13 protein-coding genes are annotated in these 15,889 nt (G+C 69.2%); 7 read left to right on the top strand and 6 right to left on the bottom strand.

From position 1 onward, the window contains the following. Positions 1–12: 12 nt before the first annotated feature. The 3 genes from WS87_RS30540 to WS87_RS30530 all read right to left on the bottom strand — a co-directional run bounded on the left by WS87_RS30540 (position 13) and on the right by WS87_RS30530 (position 3,120). Positions 13–1,278 (bottom strand): putative glycoside hydrolase, encoded by a 1,266-nt coding sequence (locus WS87_RS30540; protein WP_059816754.1) that lies wholly within the window; start codon positions 1,276–1,278, stop codon positions 13–15. Continuing rightward, the gene (locus WS87_RS30535; protein WP_059816757.1) at positions 1,275–2,066 is read right to left on the bottom strand and encodes a polysaccharide deacetylase family protein; all 792 of its coding nucleotides are present in this window, start codon (positions 2,064–2,066) and stop codon (positions 1,275–1,277) included. Before WS87_RS30535 ends, WS87_RS30540 begins: the two co-directional genes overlap by 4 nt. 118 nt (positions 2,067–2,184) lie before the next feature. Continuing rightward, on the bottom strand, positions 2,185–3,120 hold the full coding sequence (locus WS87_RS30530) for a 1-phosphofructokinase family hexose kinase (RefSeq protein WP_059542047.1): 936 nt from the start codon (positions 3,118–3,120) through the stop codon (positions 2,185–2,187). Positions 3,121–3,336: 216 nt separating this feature from the next. On the opposite strand from WS87_RS30530, the gene WS87_RS30525 reads away from it, so the two are divergent. Next, positions 3,337–5,133 (top strand): adenosylcobalamin-dependent ribonucleoside-diphosphate reductase, encoded by a 1,797-nt coding sequence (locus WS87_RS30525; protein WP_059816760.1) that lies wholly within the window; start codon positions 3,337–3,339, stop codon positions 5,131–5,133. Positions 5,134–5,185: 52 nt separating this feature from the next. Here the strand turns inward: WS87_RS30525 and ftsH are convergent, their stop codons facing one another. The 3 genes from ftsH to WS87_RS30510 are packed head-to-tail and all read right to left on the bottom strand — an operon-like array spanning position 5,186 to position 8,322. Next, complete coding sequence (gene ftsH, locus WS87_RS30520) at positions 5,186–7,093, bottom strand: ATP-dependent zinc metalloprotease FtsH (RefSeq protein ID WP_059816762.1); 1,908 nt, start codon at positions 7,091–7,093, stop codon at positions 5,186–5,188. A gap of 32 nt (positions 7,094–7,125) precedes the next feature. Beyond that, a complete protein-coding gene (locus WS87_RS30515; protein ID WP_059542048.1) occupies positions 7,126–7,635 on the bottom strand; it encodes a BCAM0308 family protein in 510 nt (169 codons plus the stop codon). Positions 7,636–7,674: 39 nt separating this feature from the next. Next, on the bottom strand, positions 7,675–8,322 hold the full coding sequence (locus WS87_RS30510; protein WP_059537371.1) for a BON domain-containing protein: 648 nt from the start codon (positions 8,320–8,322) through the stop codon (positions 7,675–7,677). A 289-nt stretch (positions 8,323–8,611) separates the two neighbouring features. Between WS87_RS30510 and WS87_RS30505 the strand changes: the two genes are divergently transcribed. The 6 genes from WS87_RS30505 to WS87_RS30480 all read left to right on the top strand — a co-directional run bounded on the left by WS87_RS30505 (position 8,612) and on the right by WS87_RS30480 (position 15,865). Further along, on the top strand, positions 8,612–8,800 hold the full coding sequence (locus WS87_RS30505; protein ID WP_059816764.1) for a DUF2964 family protein: 189 nt from the start codon (positions 8,612–8,614) through the stop codon (positions 8,798–8,800). A 222-nt stretch (positions 8,801–9,022) separates the two neighbouring features. Then, positions 9,023–10,516 (top strand): efflux transporter outer membrane subunit, encoded by a 1,494-nt coding sequence (locus WS87_RS30500; protein WP_059816766.1) that lies wholly within the window; start codon positions 9,023–9,025, stop codon positions 10,514–10,516. After that, on the top strand, positions 10,513–11,586 hold the full coding sequence (locus WS87_RS30495; protein ID WP_059693100.1) for an HlyD family secretion protein: 1,074 nt from the start codon (positions 10,513–10,515) through the stop codon (positions 11,584–11,586). Before WS87_RS30500 ends, WS87_RS30495 begins: the two co-directional genes overlap by 4 nt. Then, complete coding sequence (gene rbbA / locus WS87_RS30490; RefSeq protein ID WP_059816769.1) at positions 11,583–14,396, top strand: ribosome-associated ATPase/putative transporter RbbA; 2,814 nt, start codon at positions 11,583–11,585, stop codon at positions 14,394–14,396. The genes WS87_RS30495 and rbbA overlap by 4 nt, the downstream gene beginning before the upstream one ends. Before the next feature lie 2 nt (positions 14,397–14,398). Beyond that, positions 14,399–15,523 carry an ABC transporter permease gene (locus tag WS87_RS30485; protein WP_059816771.1) on the top strand — a complete coding sequence of 375 codons (1,125 nt, stop codon included), beginning with the start codon at positions 14,399–14,401 and terminating at the stop codon, positions 15,521–15,523. A 156-nt stretch (positions 15,524–15,679) separates the two neighbouring features. Then, a complete protein-coding gene (locus WS87_RS30480) occupies positions 15,680–15,865 on the top strand; it encodes a DUF2964 family protein (protein WP_059536579.1) in 186 nt (61 codons plus the stop codon). Positions 15,866–15,889: the final 24 nt, after the last annotated feature.

The following is a 15,889-nucleotide window of genomic DNA, read 5'->3' as shown; positions in this document are numbered from 1 at the left end:
CGCACCTGCCGCTCAGCGCGGCAAATCGGCAGGATCGTAGCGATTGCGCGGGTTCCACAGCATCCAGCCGTCCGTGCCCGCCGCATCGGCCGCGTCGACCTGTGCGCGGATCTCGTCGGCATCGAACGGCCGGTGGTCGAACGCATAGTCGCGAAACGCCTGGAGCCACGGCCGGAACCGGACCCCGTCCATTCCGGTCCGGCGCTTCGCCTCGGCCAGCGACCGCGAAACGATCTCGCCCGGATGCTCGGTCGGCTTCCGGCAACCGGGCAGGCCCCACGTGAAGCCGGACGGATACAGCATCGGCGACACGTAGTCGACAACCGGTCCGAGCGCGTCGAGCCGCTGTCCGATCGCGGTGTCGTCGGTGTTCCAGCAGACGTACCCGAAGATGTCGGCCGACACGTAGAGGTTGTACGGACGCAGCCGTTCCCGCGCACCGGTCAGGAATCCCGAGATCGCCGCGACCCGGTTCGCCTCGGTATTCGCCTCGGCGAACCGGAGGCCGTTGGCATCGGGAAAACGCAGGTAGTCGAACTGGATTTCGTCGAAACCCATGCGGGCCACCTCTTCGGCGACGTCGTAATTGTGTTGCCAGGCCGCGCGCGAGGTCGGGTCGATCCAGCGCTGATGCTCGCGGTCCTGCCAGATCTCGCCGGCCGCATCGCGCACGGCCCACTCGGGATGAGCGCGCGCCAGCGGGTCGTCCTTGAACACGACGATGCGGGCGATCAGGTAAAGGCCGCGCGCGTGGAACGTCCGCACCAGCTCCGGCAGATCGGGCGGACGAACGATGGCGCCGGCGACATTGTTCGCGGCGCCGGAGATCTCACGCGCCAGGCTGCGATACGGCGTCACGCCGCTGTCGCCCTTCACGTCGATGACGAGCGCGTTGATCGCCGTCTTGTCCTGGAGGGACAGCGCCGCCTCGCGCAGCGTGCGGTCCGCGACGCCGTAAGCGGACAGATAGACGGCTTTCGGCCGCACCGGCGTCATGCGGATCGTCTGTGCGCCGCCGGCGGGTGCCAGCGTGACTTCGGTTCGCGCGTAGCCGGGCGCACGCACGCTCAGGCGTGCCCCCGCCGCGTCGATCTCGAGTGAAAACGCGCCGTCGCGATCCGCGGTCCGGTTCGCGCCCGACGCGTGGCCGATCGCGCCGGCGAGCGGGCGCCCGTTCGTCGCATCGACGACGGTGATCGTGACGGGCGCCGCCCGGGCGGCGAATCCGGTGAATCCGGCGAGCGACACGAGCAGACAGACGATCAGACGCGCAATCACGGCTTCCCCCCGGCGGTTCTCAACAATCCATTCATGCATCGTATGTCGCAGGCGTCTGTCATCAGATAGCGCGGCAGCGCCATGGCCGGGTCGGTGACACGAACGGGGCGCGCGTCGAGCGTGAATGCCGCCACGTAGCCTTCGCGAGCGGCCAGCTGATCGGTCTGCGCATCATGGACGCCGAACGGCCAGGCCAGCATCCGGACCGGCTGGCCGGTTTCGGATTCGAGCCGTTCGCGCGACCGGCTCAACTGGAACGACACGAAGCGCAGGTAGTCGTCCGGCGTGAGTCGGGCGCGTTCGGTGCGGAAATTCGGATGCCAGTACGTGTGGGACTCGATGTCGACGCCGCCGGACTGCCCGAGCGTGCGCAACTGGTCCCATGTCATCGCATAGCTGGCGTTGGAGATGGCCGACGGATAGATGAACAGCGTGACCGGCATCGGATGGGCGGCCAGCAACGGGCGCAGCACGTCGTAGACGGAGCGATGACCGTCGTCGACGGTGATCGCGACCGCGCGCGCCGGCACGGCATCGGCCTGGCCGCCATGCCAGCGCACGACGTCGGCGAGCGGCACGACGCGGTAGCCGTTCGCCTCGATCGCCTGCAGCTGGTGGCGGAACGTCTCGGTACGGACCGTCATCGAATCCAGTTGCGCGCTGGCGAACCGGTGGTAGACCAGGATCAGCACACGCTGCGATGGCGAATCGACGGTCGCGACGTCGGCGGACGAAGCCGGCGGCATACACGACAACAAGAGCAGGCAGGCGATCAGGCGAAAGGCCATGGCGGGTCTCGTGGAATGGCTGCCCCATTTTTCTCGATCGCGGCACGAAAACCGCTGAGCCAGATCAACGATCGATCGTGCGTCGACGCGATCGTGCGCGCGTCACGCCGCGTGGCCGTCAGCTTGCCTGCGCAACCAGTTCGGCATGAATCCGCTCGACGTCCTCGCGCGTGCATAGCGCCGTCCCAGGGTGCTCGACCGACGCGGCCGATGCCGCCAGCGCATAGCGGCACGCTTCGTCGAACGGCACGCCGCGCGCCAGCGCCCAGACCATGCCGCCGACGAAACTGTCGCCGGCGCCGACCGTGCTGCATACCGCTGCCGGCCTGCCGGGCAGGCGCAGCGCGCCGTCGCGCGTGACGACCCATGCGCCGCGCGCGCCGAGCGTCAACGCGACGATGTCGGCTTGCCCTCGCGCGACGAGTTCGCTGGCCTTCCGGCATGCCGACGTGTCGTCGAGCGGTTCGCCGGCCAGCGCGCTCAGTTCGCCGAGACTGGGCTTCACGAGATGAACGCCGGCCTCGAGGGCCGCTTGCAGCGCCCTGCCCGCCGCATCGACGACCACCCGGCTGCCCCTTGCACGGGCGGTCCGCGCGAGCGTCGCATACAGGTCGTCGGGCGCGCCGGGCGGCAGGCTGCCGCTCAGCACGAGATAGCGCGGCGCCGGTTGCATGGCGTCGATGCGGGCTGCGCAGTCGCGCCACTCGGCCTCGGTGACCATCGGCCCCGGCATCAGGAACCGGTATTCGCGCCCGGTCGCGGTCTCGGTCACGCAGACGTTCTCGCGCGTCTCGCCGGCGATCCGGATGCGCACCGCCGGCAGGCGCTCGGCTTCGAGCAGCAGCGTCAACACGTCGCCCGTCGGCCCGCCGGCCAGGTACAGCGCGACGCAGTCGCCTCCGAGGCGGTGAATGGTTCGGGCGACGTTGATCCCGCCGCCGCCGGGGTCGCGCCGCGGCCGTGCGCAGCGCAGCTTGTGCGTATCGACGATGTGCTCGACGGACGTCGCGACATCGACGGCCGGATTCAAGGTAACGGTAACGATATCGGTCATGGTGCGTGGTTCGCAGTCGATGGCTGGCGCGACGGACGCCGGCGCGGCGATTCGCGGCAATCGCCGCGTGCCGGCCGTGGCTCCACCTTACGTTCGACGCCCGTCGCGGCGTTGACCGCCGTCAAGCGATGTCGTGAAGGTGCGCGGTTGCGCTCGATCAACGACACGTTCGGGCAGGCTCTTACAGTGAATCATTCATCGTTGCCGAGCCCCGCCATGGATGAGCAGCCGCTTTGCACCACAGTGTTCGCCGAACGCTATGCGCAACCCGGCGAAACGTCTCGCGCGGCCGTCTTCCATCGCGTCGCGCGTGCGCTGTCGCTCGCCGAGCCGGCCGAGCGCCGTGCGCAGGCGGAGCGCGCGTTCTTCGTGAACCTGCAGCGTGGCGCGATCGGCGCGGGCCGCATCCTCGCGAATGCCGGTGCGGACAACGGCGGCACGATGATCAATTGCTTCGTCCATCCGCTCGCGATTCCTGCCGACACCCCCGTGCAGGCCGTCGACACGGCGCTCGCGCAGGCGCTCGACGACGCACGGGTCACGCTGCTGATGGGCGGCGGCATCGGCTACGACTTCTCGCCGGTGCCGCCCGCCGACGCGTACGAACGACGCCTGTCATCCGGGCGCGGCGCATGCGCGGCGATCGACCGCTTCGATGCGATGTGCCGGGCGCTGCCGTTCACCGGCCCGCGCCGCGGCGCGCAAATGGGTGTGCTGCGCTGCGATCATCCGGACCTCGTCGCATTCGTCGCGGCCAAGCGCGGACGCTCGCGCTGGCCGACGTTCAACCTGTCGGTCGGCGTCACGGACGCGTTCATGGAGGCGGTCCGGCACGACCTGCCGTGGGCGCTCGTTCATCATGCGCCGCCCCGCAACGCATCCGGCACACCACCCCGGCGGCCGGACGGACGTTATCTTTACGCGACGGTGCCGGCCCGCACGCTCTGGCACGAGATCGTCAACGCCGCGCGCGACAGCGCCGAACCCGGCCTGCTGTTCCTCGACACGATCCGCGACGCGAATCCGCTGCGCGAACACGAGCGAATCGACGCGACGAACCCGTGCGGCGAACAACCGCTGCCGCCGTACGGCAGCTGCGTGCTCGGGCCGATCGACCTGTCGCGATTCGTTCTTTACCCGTTCGGCGCCGACGGGAAGCCGCGCTTCGATGTCGCGACGCTCGCCGACGCGGTGCGCATCCAGGTCCGCATGCTCGACAACGTGCTCGACCTGACCGCGTGGCCGCTCGCCGCGCACGAGCACGAGGCGCGGCGGACACGGCGCATCGGGGTCGGCGTGACCGGGCTGGCCGACGCGCTGACGATGCTGCGGCTGCGCTACGACAGCGCGGAAGCACGCACGCTCGCACGCGGGATCGTGCTGACGATGCGCGAGCATGCGTTTGCCGCGTCGGCCGCGCTTGCCGCCGAGCGCGGCGTGTTTCCGGCCTACGACCCGGCCGCCTATCTGACCGGCCCCGCGTCTCGCACGCTGTTGCCGCTGAAGGTGCATCACGCGATCGCGCGGCACGGGCTGCGCAACAGCCATCTGCTGTCGTTCGCACCGGCCGGCAGCGTGAGCCTCGCGTTCTGCGACAACTGTTCGAACGGGATCGAGCCGGCCGTCGGCTGGACGCAGCGTCGCATGGTCCGTACCGCCGACGGGCAGGTCCGGCCGTTTCGGGCGGAGAATCACGCTTACCGGCTGTTCCGCGCGCTGCATGGCGAGACCGTCAAGCTGCCGGGCTATTTCGTCACGGCCGCGGAAATCGCGCCGGCAGATCATGTCGCGATGCTCGCGGCGCTGCAGCCGTGCGTCGACGCCGGCATCTCGAAGACCGTGACGATGCCCGGCCAGTGTTCGCTCGCGGAGGTCGACGCGTTGTTCTTCCAGGCGTGGCGCGATGGGCTCAAGGGCATCACGGTTTTTCGGCCGGATCCGCGGCTCGCGTCGGTCGTGACCGACGACGCGGCGCGCGCGCGGCGCGACGGCCCGGTCTGCATCGGCTGTTGAACGAGACGATGGCCGGCGGCAAGCGGCCGGCGCGATCGCGCCGGTCGTTGCTTCAGGCGGAGACGCCCGTGGTCGTTTCCGAGTCGGCTTCCGCCGGCCGGGGTGTGTCGCCGGCATCGTCCGGCGGCGCGATGAGCGCCACCAGCATGTCGTGATCGATCGATTCGTGTTGCAGCAAGCTGCACGCGATCCGTTCAAGCGCATCGCGGTGCGCGCCGAGCGTCGCCGTGACCCGCGCATGCGCCTCCTCGAGCAGCGCGCGCACCTCTTCGTCGATCAGTTGCGCCGTGTGCTCGCTGCAGTGACCGTCGCCCGGCGTCCACACGCCTGGCGCCCCGCCCTGGCGTGCACCGTCGTCGAGCGTCGCGAGGCCGACCTTCTCGCTCATCCCGTACTGCATCACCATGTGGCGCGCCAGCGCGGTCGCGCGTTCGAGATCGTTCTGCGCGCCCGTCGACACGTCGCCGAACGCGATTTCCTCGGCCACCCGCCCGCCGAGCAACACGTCGAGCCGGTCGAGCAATTCGCTCCTGCGCAGCACGTAGCGATCCTCGGTCGGCACCTGCTGCGTGTAACCGAGCGCCGCGATTCCGCGCGGGATGATCGACACCTTCTTCACGGGGTCGCAGTGCGCGCGGCTTTGCGCGACGAGCGCATGCCCCGACTCGTGATACGCGATGGTCCGCTTTTCCTGTTCGTTCATCACGCGGCTCTTGCGCTCCATGCCGGTCATCGCGCGATCGATGGCTTCGTCGAAATCGGCCATCCCGATCGCGGGCTTGCCCAGTTCGGCCGCATGCAACGCGGCTTCGTTGACGACGTTCGCGAGATCGGCGCCGACGAAGCCCGGCGTGCGCTGCGCCAGCTCGGCCAGATCGACTTCCGGCGCGAGCTTCACGCGCTTCGTATGCACGGCAAGAATCTGCTTGCGTCCGGTCAGGTCCGGCCGGTCGATCGCAATGTGACGGTCGAAACGCCCGGGGCGCAGCAGCGCGGGATCCAGGATCTCCGGCCGGTTGGTCGCGGCCATGATGATGACGCCCGAATTGGCCTGAAAGCCGTCCATCTCGACGAGCAACTGGTTGAGCGTCTGCTCGCGCTCGTCGTTGCCCGACATCAGGCCGACGCCGCGCGCCTTGCCGAGCGCATCGAGTTCGTCGATGAACACGATGCACGGCGCGCTCTGCTGCGCCTGCTCGAAGAGATCGCGCACGCGCGCCGCGCCGACGCCGACGAACATCTCGACAAACGCCGAGCCGCTGATCGTGAAGAACGGCACCTCGGCCTCGCCGGCGACCGCACGCGCCAGCAGCGTCTTGCCGGTGCCGGGCGCACCGACGATCAGCACGCCCTTCGGGATCTTGCCGCCGAGCCGCTGGTAGCGTTCGGGGTTGCGCAGGAACGCGACGATCTGCTGCAACTCGGCCTTCGCCTCGTCGATGCCCGCGATATCGTCGAACGTGATGCCGGTTTCCTTCTGCATGTACACGCGGGCGCGGCTTTTGCCCATGCCGCTCAGGTCCCGCATCCCGCCCGGCCGTCGCATCATGAAACTCCAGATCACGACGAAGCCGATCAACGGGAAGATCCAGGACGCGAGCGTCCCGATCCAGCCCGTATCCGTCGCGCCGCGGTAGCGAATTCCGGCGGCCGTCAGCGCGGCGACCAGGCCTTCGTCGCTCACCCGGTTCGTCGTGAAGCGCCATGGCGGGCCGATCTCCTTCACCTCGGCCGCGTCGGACGCGGGCAGCGCTGCGCCGGCCTGCGGCATGCGCAGCGTGCCCGAGATCGACGTTTGGCCGATCTCGAGATCGTCGACGAGCCGTGCGTCCACCAGGTGGTGAAAATCGCTGTAGGAAATCGCCGTCGCCGCCGGCTGGCGCGCCAGCAGTTGAACCGCGACCAGCACGGCGAACGCGATCGGGATCAGCAACCCGGAGTAGTCGAATGATTTTTTCATGGGATCGAACCTGCCCGGCGGACCGCCGCCGCTCACGCGTCGTCGCGCTTCCAGTGCGCTCGCAGCACGTCCTCGCCGTCGCGATAGTTGATCGCGAGATCGCCGTGGTGTGCATGCAGCAACGCTTCGCCGAGGCGACGGACCATATGCACGCCCGTCGTTCGAACGATCAGCGAATCGGCGGATTTCTCGATGTCCATGATGCGTTCGAGTGCGTGCTCGCTCGTCTCGAGATCGGCCTGACGCTCGAGCAGCTCGAGAATCGTCGAGCGGTGCGCGCGCAGATACTCGCCGCGCAATACCAGCTCGCCCGCCGGCACGTTTTCCCGCATGCGCTTGCAGGCCGGGCATTCGAGCTGGCGCCGGTCGAGCGCGGTCGCGGACCAGGTCCAGCGGCCCGCTTCGCAGACCGCGCCGCAGCCTTCGCAGATGCGGTCGCCCGTCGGCCGCTTCGGATCACGGTAACTGTCTTTCGTATGCGGCTGCATGCGCTTGTCGCGGCGCAGATGGTTTCGGCCGGGGCCGGTATGCGGACGGTTCATCGCTGTTTCTCCTGGTAGTAGACAGCACGTGCAAGCCGGTCAGGCAACGGTCAGCCGGTCGACGACCTGCCTGACGCCCCTCACCGACCCCGCCGCGCCGCATGCGGCGCGCCGTTCGGCCAGCGACGCAACCGTGCCCGTCAGCGTGACGATGCCGTCGGTCGCGTCGATCGAAATTCCCGCGGTTTCGCGCTGCGCGCGGCGCGCAAGCGCCTCGGCGATCCGGGCGCCGACGTCCGGCACCGTATGGTCGGCGCGCACCCGGATGCGGTTCGCCACGCCGACGACGCCGATCATCCGGCTCACCATCGCTTCCGCCGCGCGGCTCTGATACGCATGATCGACTTCGCCGTCGAGCGTCACGCAGCCGTGATCGACTTCGACGCCGATCTTGTGATCGCGCAACGCCTCCTGCCATCCGAGCGCGAACGTGATCGCGATCGCCAGTTCCTGGTCCGCGCACGCGTTCTCCGGCGGCGCGACATTCAGTTCGAGCACCAGCGCGCGCGCATCGGCGACGTGCAGTGCCGTTTTCTGCGCCTCGAGCTTCTGGGCCCAGCTGTCGACCGTGCCGCGCAACGTCACGATCCGGTCGCGCACCTCGACGTCGATCCGGCGCGCATCGATCGCCGGATTCCAGAACAACGCCTGCTCGACATCCTGCTTGAGTACTGCATCGGACTTCATGTCGGTCTCCCGTCGGCCCGTGCCGGCCGCAAAGCTGGCGAGCGATGCGTGCGGCACCCTGTTCAGCATCGCGCACGGCCGCGCCGGCGGCTTGACGAGGATCAATCAAAGGCGGACCGACGGCGGCGGCCGACGGGCAGGCGACGGCCGATTTTGTCCATTGACGCAGATCAACCGCGCGACGAGGCGCGACGCGATCATGAATCGGCAGACGTCGTGAAAACCGCGGCAACCGGGGCGTTTCGCATTCGTACGACCGTCGACGCCCACCGCTTTCCGGGAGACCGTCATGATCCAGAAGCAGTACCGCATCGTGCTCGCGACGCTCAGCGTGTTCATCGCGATTGCGTCGCTGGTCGGCATCGTTCACGGGATGCTGTTCGACGAGGAGGTGTTCAGGTACTCGATCGTCACGTTGATCTCCAGCATCCTCGCGTTCGTCGTGCTGCTCAATCCCGGGCCGGGCGACCGGCCGTGACGGGCCTTGCGCGGTTCGGTCCGGCACGCCGTCACGAAGCCGGCCGAGGCACGCCGCGACACGCGCGTCAAGCGAGGCGCCGCTCGAAACGCATTCCCGCCCGAGTGATACAGATCAAGGGGAAACCCTGTAATCGTCGGATATAAGTGAATCCGAAGCGGCGACGCCTGGCGGGCGGCGCCATCCCGTATTCCCGCATTTCCGTATTCGACGAGGCATCCCATGCGCGCTGCCGCGCCTCCCGTTCGCTTTCATCCTGCCGTCGTGCGGCGCATGCGTGCCGTCGCGCTCGCGGCGGGCATGGTGCTGCTGTCGGGCTGCCTGTCGCTTGCGCCGCCGGACGAGCGTCCCGCCGCACCGATTCCCGCATCCTTTCCGGATCCTTCCGCCGACGCGACACTGGCGGCGCCCGTGCCCGATTGGCAGGCCTACTTCGTCGACGCACGCCTGCGCGCGTTGATCGCGCAGGCGCTCGCCAACAACCGGGATCTGCGCGCGGCGGTGGCACGCGTCGAGCAGGCGCGCGCGGTCTACGGCATCCGCAGCGCGGATCAATGGCCGACGATCGGTGCGGGCGCCGCGTATGCGCGGTTTCGCACGCCGGGCGGCTTCCTCACTCCGACGCCCGTCATCGGCCAGATTTACGAAGTGCAGCTGGCCGAGACGCAATGGGAAATCGATTTCTGGGGCCGCGTGCGCAACCTGAAAGCGGCGGCGCTCCAGCGCTACCTCGCGAGCGACGCGGCCCGGCAGGCGGTGACGCTGAGCGTCGTCACCGGTGTCGCGGACGCGTATCTGACCCTGTGCGAGATCGACGAACGCATCGCGCTGACCCGCGCGACGATCGACACACGCCGCGAATCGCTGCGGATTTTCCGGCTTCGTCACGCGGCCGGCGCGATCTCGCGCCTCGACCTGACGCAATCGGAAATCCTGCTGCAGCAGGCGGAATCGCTCGGCGTCCAGTTGCAGCAGGCCCGCGCGACGGCGGCCGATGCGCTGGCGTTGCTCGTCGGTGCGCCGCCGGCGCTGGCCGCCATGCCGCTCGCGCTCGACGACGGCGCGGTGCTGCCGTCGCTCGCCCCCGGCCTGCCGTCGTCGCTGCTGACCCGGCGCCCGGACGTGATCGCTGCGGAGCACGAACTGCAGGCGACCCGCGCGAACATCGGCGCGGCGCGCGCGGCATTCTTTCCGCGCATCGCATTGACGAGCGCGATCGGCTCGGGCAGCACGGCGCTGCACGACCTGCTGTCGTCCGGCACGGGCGTGTGGTCGGTGATTCCCAACGTCACGCTGCCGCTCGTCGACGGCGGCCGCAACCGGTCGAATCTCGCGCTCTCGCATGCGCAACGCGACGAGGCGCTCGCGCAGTACGAGAAGACGCTGCAGCGCGCGTTCCGCGACGTGTCTGATGCGCTCGCGGCGCGCCACTGGCTCGCCGACCAGGTCGCCATCGAGCGCGCCACGCTGGCGTCGCAGGCCGAGCGGGCACGCCTCGCGAAGCTGCGCTACGACAGCGGGGCCACCCGCTTCCTCGAAGTGCTCGATGCGCAACGGGACCTGATGAATGCCGAGCAGCAATTGGTCATGACACGTCGTGCGCTGCTGTCGAGCCGCGTCGCGCTATACGGCGCGCTCGGCGGCGGCGTGATCGACACCGGCAAGACTGCCGCGGCAACGGCTCCCCTTTCGACAGACTCGGACAACACACCATGAAAACCATCCCGCGCCCTCTTCTGATCGGTGCCGGTGCGGCCGTGCTCGCGATCGGCCTCGCGTACTACGGGTGGACGCGCTGGCGCGACGGCCAGACGGATGCGGGGCTCGTCAGCGGCAACGGCCGCATCGAGGCGACCGAAATCGACGTCGCGACCAAGCTGCCGGGGCGCGTGACCGCCATGCTCGTCGACGAAGGCGACTTCGTGACGGCCGGCCAGCCGCTCGCACGCATGGACGTCGTCGTCCTGCAGGCGCAGCTCGACGAGGCACAGGCGCGGGAGCAACAGGCGGTGAACACCGCGGCGAGCATCGACGCGCAGGTCGCGCAGCGCCGCAGCGACAAGGCCGCGGCCGCGGCCGTCGTCGTGCAACGGGAAAGCGAGCTGGACGCGGCCACGCGGCGGCTCGCGCGGTCCGAAACGCTGTCGCGCGACGGTGCGTCGTCGATGCAGGAGCTGGACGACGATCGCGCGCGCGCCGGCAGCCTGCGCGCGACCGTGAATGCCGCGCGCGCCCAGGTGGAAGCGGCCCAGGCCGCCGTCGACGCAACGCGGGCCCAGCTCGTCGCGGCGCGCTCGGCCGTGACGGCCGCGCAGGCGACCGTGGCGCGCGTGCGGGCCGACATCTCGGACAGCGAACTGACGTCGCCGCGCGACGGGCGCGTCCAGTACCGGATTGCCGAATCGGGCGAAGTCCTGCCGGCGGGCGGCAAGGTGCTCAACGTCGTCGACCTGTCCGATGTCTACATGACGTTCTTCCTGCCCGAAGCGGTCGTCGGCCGGGTCCCGCTCGGCGCCGACGTGCGGATCGTGCTCGATGCGGCACCGGAATATGTGATTCCGGCGCGCGTGTCCTATGTGTCGAGCACCGCGCAGTTCACGCCGAAGACGGTCGAGACGGCCACCGAGCGGCAGAAGCTGATGTTCCGGGTCAAGGCGCGCATCGATCGCGATCTGCTGCAGCGCCACCTGAAACTCGTGAAGACCGGCTTGCCGGGCGTCGCCTGGCTGAAGACCGACCCGCACGCGGGCTGGCCGGATCGCCTCGCGATCAGGGTGCCGCAATGAATGCGACGACGCCCGTCGAGACCGATGCCGGATCGATCGACGGTTCGCCGGTGTCGGGCGATCCGCCCATGGTCGCCCGGCTGTCGGGCGTCTCGCTGCGCTACGGCGACAGGTACGCGCTCGACGACGTGACCCTCGACATCCCCGCCGGCCGCATGATCGGGCTGATCGGGCCGGACGGCGTCGGCAAGTCGAGCCTGCTCGCGCTCGTGTCCGGCGCGCGCGCGATCCAGCGGGGCCGCGTATGGACGCTCGACGGCGACCTGTCGTCGCGTCGCCATCGCGCGCGCGTATGCCGGCGCATCGCCTACATGCCGCAAGGCCTCGGGCGGAACCTGTACGCGACGCTGTCGGTCGAGGAAAACCTGCAGTTCTTCGCGAGACTGTTCGGCCACGATGCCGCGGAGCGCCGCCGCCGGATCGACGCGCTGACGCACAGCACCGGCCTGCAGCCGTTCCTGGATCGCCCGGCCGGCAAGCTGTCCGGCGGCATGAAGCAGAAGCTCGGCCTGTGCTGCGCGCTGATCCACGACCCCGACCTGCTGAGCCTGGACGAACCGACGACCGGCGTCGATCCGCTGTCGCGCGCGCAGTTCTGGGACCTGATCGGACGCATTCGCGCCGCGCGCCCGGCGATGAGCGTGCTGGTCGCGACCGCGTACATGGACGAGGCCCGCCGATTCGACCGCCTGATCGCGATGGACGCGGGCCGCGTGCTGGCAACCGGCAGCCCCGGCGAGCTGCTCGAACGCACCGGTTGCGACACGCTGGAGGCCGCGTTCATCGCGCTGCTGCCGGAGGCCCGCCGGCGCGGACACCAGCCGGTCGCGATCGCGCCGTTCCTGCCCGACCAGGCGGCCGGCTACGCGATCGAGGCCGACGCGCTGACGATGCGGTTCGGCGATTTCGTCGCGGTCGACCACGTGAGCCTGCAGATCCGCCGCGGCGAAATCTTCGGCTTTCTCGGCTCGAACGGCTGCGGCAAGTCGACGACCATGAAGATGCTCACCGGCCTGCTGCCCGCGTCGGAAGGCACGGCAACGCTGTTCGGCCGGCCGATCGCCGCGAACGACATCGACACGCGCAGGCGCGTCGGCTACATGTCGCAAGGGTTTTCGCTCTACGGCGAACTGACCGTCCGGCAGAACCTCGTGCTGCACGCGCGCCTGTTCGGCGTCCCGGAACCGGACGTGCCCGCACGCGTGACCGAAATGGTCGCGCGCTTCGGGCTCGCGGACGCGCTCGACGCGCTGCCCGAGCGCCTGCCGCTCGGGATGCGGCAGCGGCTGTCGCTCGCGGTGGCGATGGTGCACAAGCCGGAGCTGCTGATCCTGGACGAGCCGACCTCGGGCGTGGACCCGGTCGCGCGCGACGACTTCTGGCGGCTGATGATCGAGCTCGCGCGCAACGATCGCGTCACCATCTTCATTTCGACGCACTTCATGAACGAGGCCGCGCGGTGCGACCGCATCTCGCTGATGCATGCGGGCCGCGTGCTCGCGAGCGCCGCGCCTGAGGAACTGGTGCGCCTGCGCGGTGCGGCCACGCTCGAGGACGCGTTCATCGGCTACCTGACCGACGCGCAGAAAGCCGATGGCGCGGACGGCGCGACGGCCGCTGCGCCGTCCGACGCCGGCTGGCTCGCCGCACCGCCCGCTGCGGCCGGCGCCGGCCATGCGGCCGCATGGTTCAGCCCGGCGCGCGCCGGCAGCTATCTGTGGCGCGAGGTGCTGGAACTGCGACGCGACCCGTTGCGCGCGACGCTGGCGCTGTTCGGCTCGCTCGTGCTGATGTGCGTGATCAGCATCGGCATCAGTCTCGACGTCGACAACCTGACGTTCGCGGTGCTCGATCGCGATCAGTCGATCCTGAGCCAGGATTATGCGCAAAATCTCGCCGGCTCCCGCTACTTCGTGCCGCGCGCGCCGCTCGCGGACGACCGCGACATCGAGCGCCGCATGCGCAACGGCCAGCTGTCGCTCGCGCTCGAGATCCCGCCCGGTTTCGCGCGCGATGTCGCGCGCGGCCGCCACGTGGAGATCGGCGCATGGGTCGACGGCGCGATGCCGATGCGCGCGGAGACGATCCGCGGCTACGTGGCCGGCATGCACGAAAACTGGCTGCGCGACCAGGCGAAGCGCCGGCTCGGCGTGTCGCTCGTCCCGGCCGTGGACATCGCGATCCGCTATCGCTACAACCCCGACGTCAAGAGCCTGCCGGCGATGATTCCGGCGATCATGCCGATGCTGCTGCTGATGCTGCCCGCGATGCTGACGGCGCTCGCCGTCGTGCGGGAACGCGAGCTCGGGTCGATCGTCAACCTGTACGTGACGCCCGTCACGCGGGCCGAATTCCTGCTCGGCAAGCAGGCGCCATACGTCATGCTGGCCATGCTGAACTTCCTGCTGATGGTTGTGCTGGCCGACGTCGTGTTCGGCGTGCGGATCAAGGGCAGTTTCGCGACGCTGGCGGCCGCGGTGCTGATCTTCAATGTTGTGGCCACCGGCATCGGGCTGTTCGCGTCGACGTTTACCCGCAGCCAGATCGCCGCGATCTTCATGACGATCGTCGGCACGCTGATTCCCGTCGTGCAGTTCTCGGGCCTGCTCACGCCGCTGTCGTCGCTCGAGGGCAGCGGCAAGTGGGTCGGCACCGTCTATCCGGCCACCTACATGCTCGCGATCAGCCGCGGCGTCTACAACAAGGCGCTCGGGCTGGCCGACCTGTCGTCGCAGTTCTGGCCGATGCTCGCGGCCGTGCCGGTCATCCTGGTCATGACCGGCGTGCTGCTGCGCAAGCAGGAGCGCTGACCATGTCGCGCCTGCTCGTCATTTTCCGGCTCGGGGTCAAGGAACTGTCGAGCCTCGCTCGCGACCCGATCCTGCTCGCGCTCATCGTCTATACGTTCAGCGCGTCGATCTACGTCGCCGCCACCGCCCGCCCGGAAACGCTGCACAAGGTGCCGATCGCGATCGTCGACGAGGATGCGTCGCCGCTGTCGGCGCGCATCGCGGCGGCGTTCTTCCCGCCGCAGTTCGCGCCGCCGCCGATCGTCGACGCCCGCGCGGCCGATCGCGGGCTGGACGACGGCGACTACACGTTCTCGCTCGACATTCCGCCCGATTTCCAGCGTGACGTGCTCGCCGGCCGCCACGCGACGGTCCAGCTCAACGTCGACGCGACCCGCATGACGCAGGCGTTCACCGGCGGCGGTTACGTCCAGCAGATCGTGGCGGGCGAGATCGATGCCTTCGTGCGGCGCCATCGCGGCACGTTCTTGCCGCCCGTCGATCTCGCGATGCGGATGCGCTTCAACCCGAATCTCGACGAAGTCTGGTTCGGCGCGCTGATGGAGTTGATCAACAACGTGACGATGCTGTCGATGATCCTCACCGGGGCCGCGCTGATTCGCGAGCGCGAGCACGGCACGATCGAGCATCTGCTCGTCATGCCGGTGACCGCCGCGGAAATCATGCTCGCGAAGGTCTGGTCGATGGGGCTCGTCGTCGCGGCGGCGGCCGTCGCGTCGCTGACGTTCGTCGTGGGCGGCGCGCTGCACGTGCCGATTCCGGGATCCGTGCCGCTGTTCGTGGCCGGCATGGCGTTGCATCTGTTCGCGACGACGTCGATGGGGATCTTTCTCGCGACGCTCGTGCGCAGCATGCCGCAGTTCGGCATGCTGCTCGTCCTCGTGCTGCTGCCGCTGCAACTGCTGTCGGGCGGGCTGACGCCGCGTGAAAGCATGCCGCCCGACGAGCAGGACATCATGCTGGCCGCGCCGACCACCCATTTCGTCGAACTCGCGCAGCGCATCCTGTATCGCGGCGCCGGGCTCGACGCGGTGTGGGCCCAGTTCGCCGCGCTGTTCGCGATCGGCTGCGTGCTGTTCCTGCTGTCGCTGACGCGATTCCGCAAGACGATTGGTCAGATGACTTGACCGGCGCGTCGCGCCCGTGACGCCGGAATTTGTCCGTTGATACAGATCAATCGTGCCGGAGCGCGGCACGCGATCATGGCGCCATGTCTTGCGCAACCAGCGGCAGCGACGTCGACGGCAACGCCGTCCACGGCGGCCGCTTCCCGGGAGAACGTCATGATGGGTCTGCCATACCGAAGCGCGCTTGCGACGCTCTGCGTGTTCATCGCGCTCGCGTCGCTGCTGGGCGTCGTGCACGCGATGCTGATCGACGCGCCGGTCGTTCCGTACGCGATCATCGCGCTGGTTTCAGGCATCGTCGCGTTCGTCGCGCAACTGGATCCGGCGGCGTCCCGGCGATAGCGGCACGGACCGGGCGCGCTGGAT

Origin of the sequence: Burkholderia sp. MSMB0856 (genome assembly GCF_001524645.2) — a bacterium.
GTDB lineage: Bacteria > Pseudomonadota > Gammaproteobacteria > Burkholderiales > Burkholderiaceae > Burkholderia > Burkholderia diffusa.
This window is presented reverse-complemented; position numbering and strand designations above follow the sequence as displayed.

Excerpts from the sequence above, each read along its gene's own strand:
- WS87_RS30535 (WP_059816757.1), bottom strand. The coding sequence starts at position 2,066 with ATGGCCTTTCGCCTGATCGCCTGCCTGCTCTTGTTGTCGTGTATGCCG.
- WS87_RS30485 (WP_059816771.1), top strand. The coding sequence starts at position 14,399 with ATGTCGCGCCTGCTCGTCATTTTCCGGCTCGGGGTCAAGGAACTGTCG.
- rbbA (WP_059816769.1), top strand. The coding sequence starts at position 11,583 with ATGAATGCGACGACGCCCGTCGAGACCGATGCCGGATCGATCGACGGT.
- WS87_RS30510 (WP_059537371.1), bottom strand. The coding sequence starts at position 8,322 with ATGAAGTCCGATGCAGTACTCAAGCAGGATGTCGAGCAGGCGTTGTTC.
- WS87_RS30530 (WP_059542047.1), bottom strand. The coding sequence starts at position 3,120 with ATGACCGATATCGTTACCGTTACCTTGAATCCGGCCGTCGATGTCGCG.
- WS87_RS30495 (WP_059693100.1), top strand. The coding sequence starts at position 10,513 with ATGAAAACCATCCCGCGCCCTCTTCTGATCGGTGCCGGTGCGGCCGTG.
- WS87_RS30525 (WP_059816760.1), top strand. The coding sequence starts at position 3,337 with ATGGATGAGCAGCCGCTTTGCACCACAGTGTTCGCCGAACGCTATGCG.
- WS87_RS30505 (WP_059816764.1), top strand. The coding sequence starts at position 8,612 with ATGATCCAGAAGCAGTACCGCATCGTGCTCGCGACGCTCAGCGTGTTC.
- WS87_RS30480 (WP_059536579.1), top strand. The coding sequence starts at position 15,680 with ATGATGGGTCTGCCATACCGAAGCGCGCTTGCGACGCTCTGCGTGTTC.
- WS87_RS30500 (WP_059816766.1), top strand. The coding sequence starts at position 9,023 with ATGCGCGCTGCCGCGCCTCCCGTTCGCTTTCATCCTGCCGTCGTGCGG.
- ftsH (WP_059816762.1), bottom strand. The coding sequence starts at position 7,093 with ATGAAAAAATCATTCGACTACTCCGGGTTGCTGATCCCGATCGCGTTC.
- WS87_RS30515 (WP_059542048.1), bottom strand. The coding sequence starts at position 7,635 with ATGAACCGTCCGCATACCGGCCCCGGCCGAAACCATCTGCGCCGCGAC.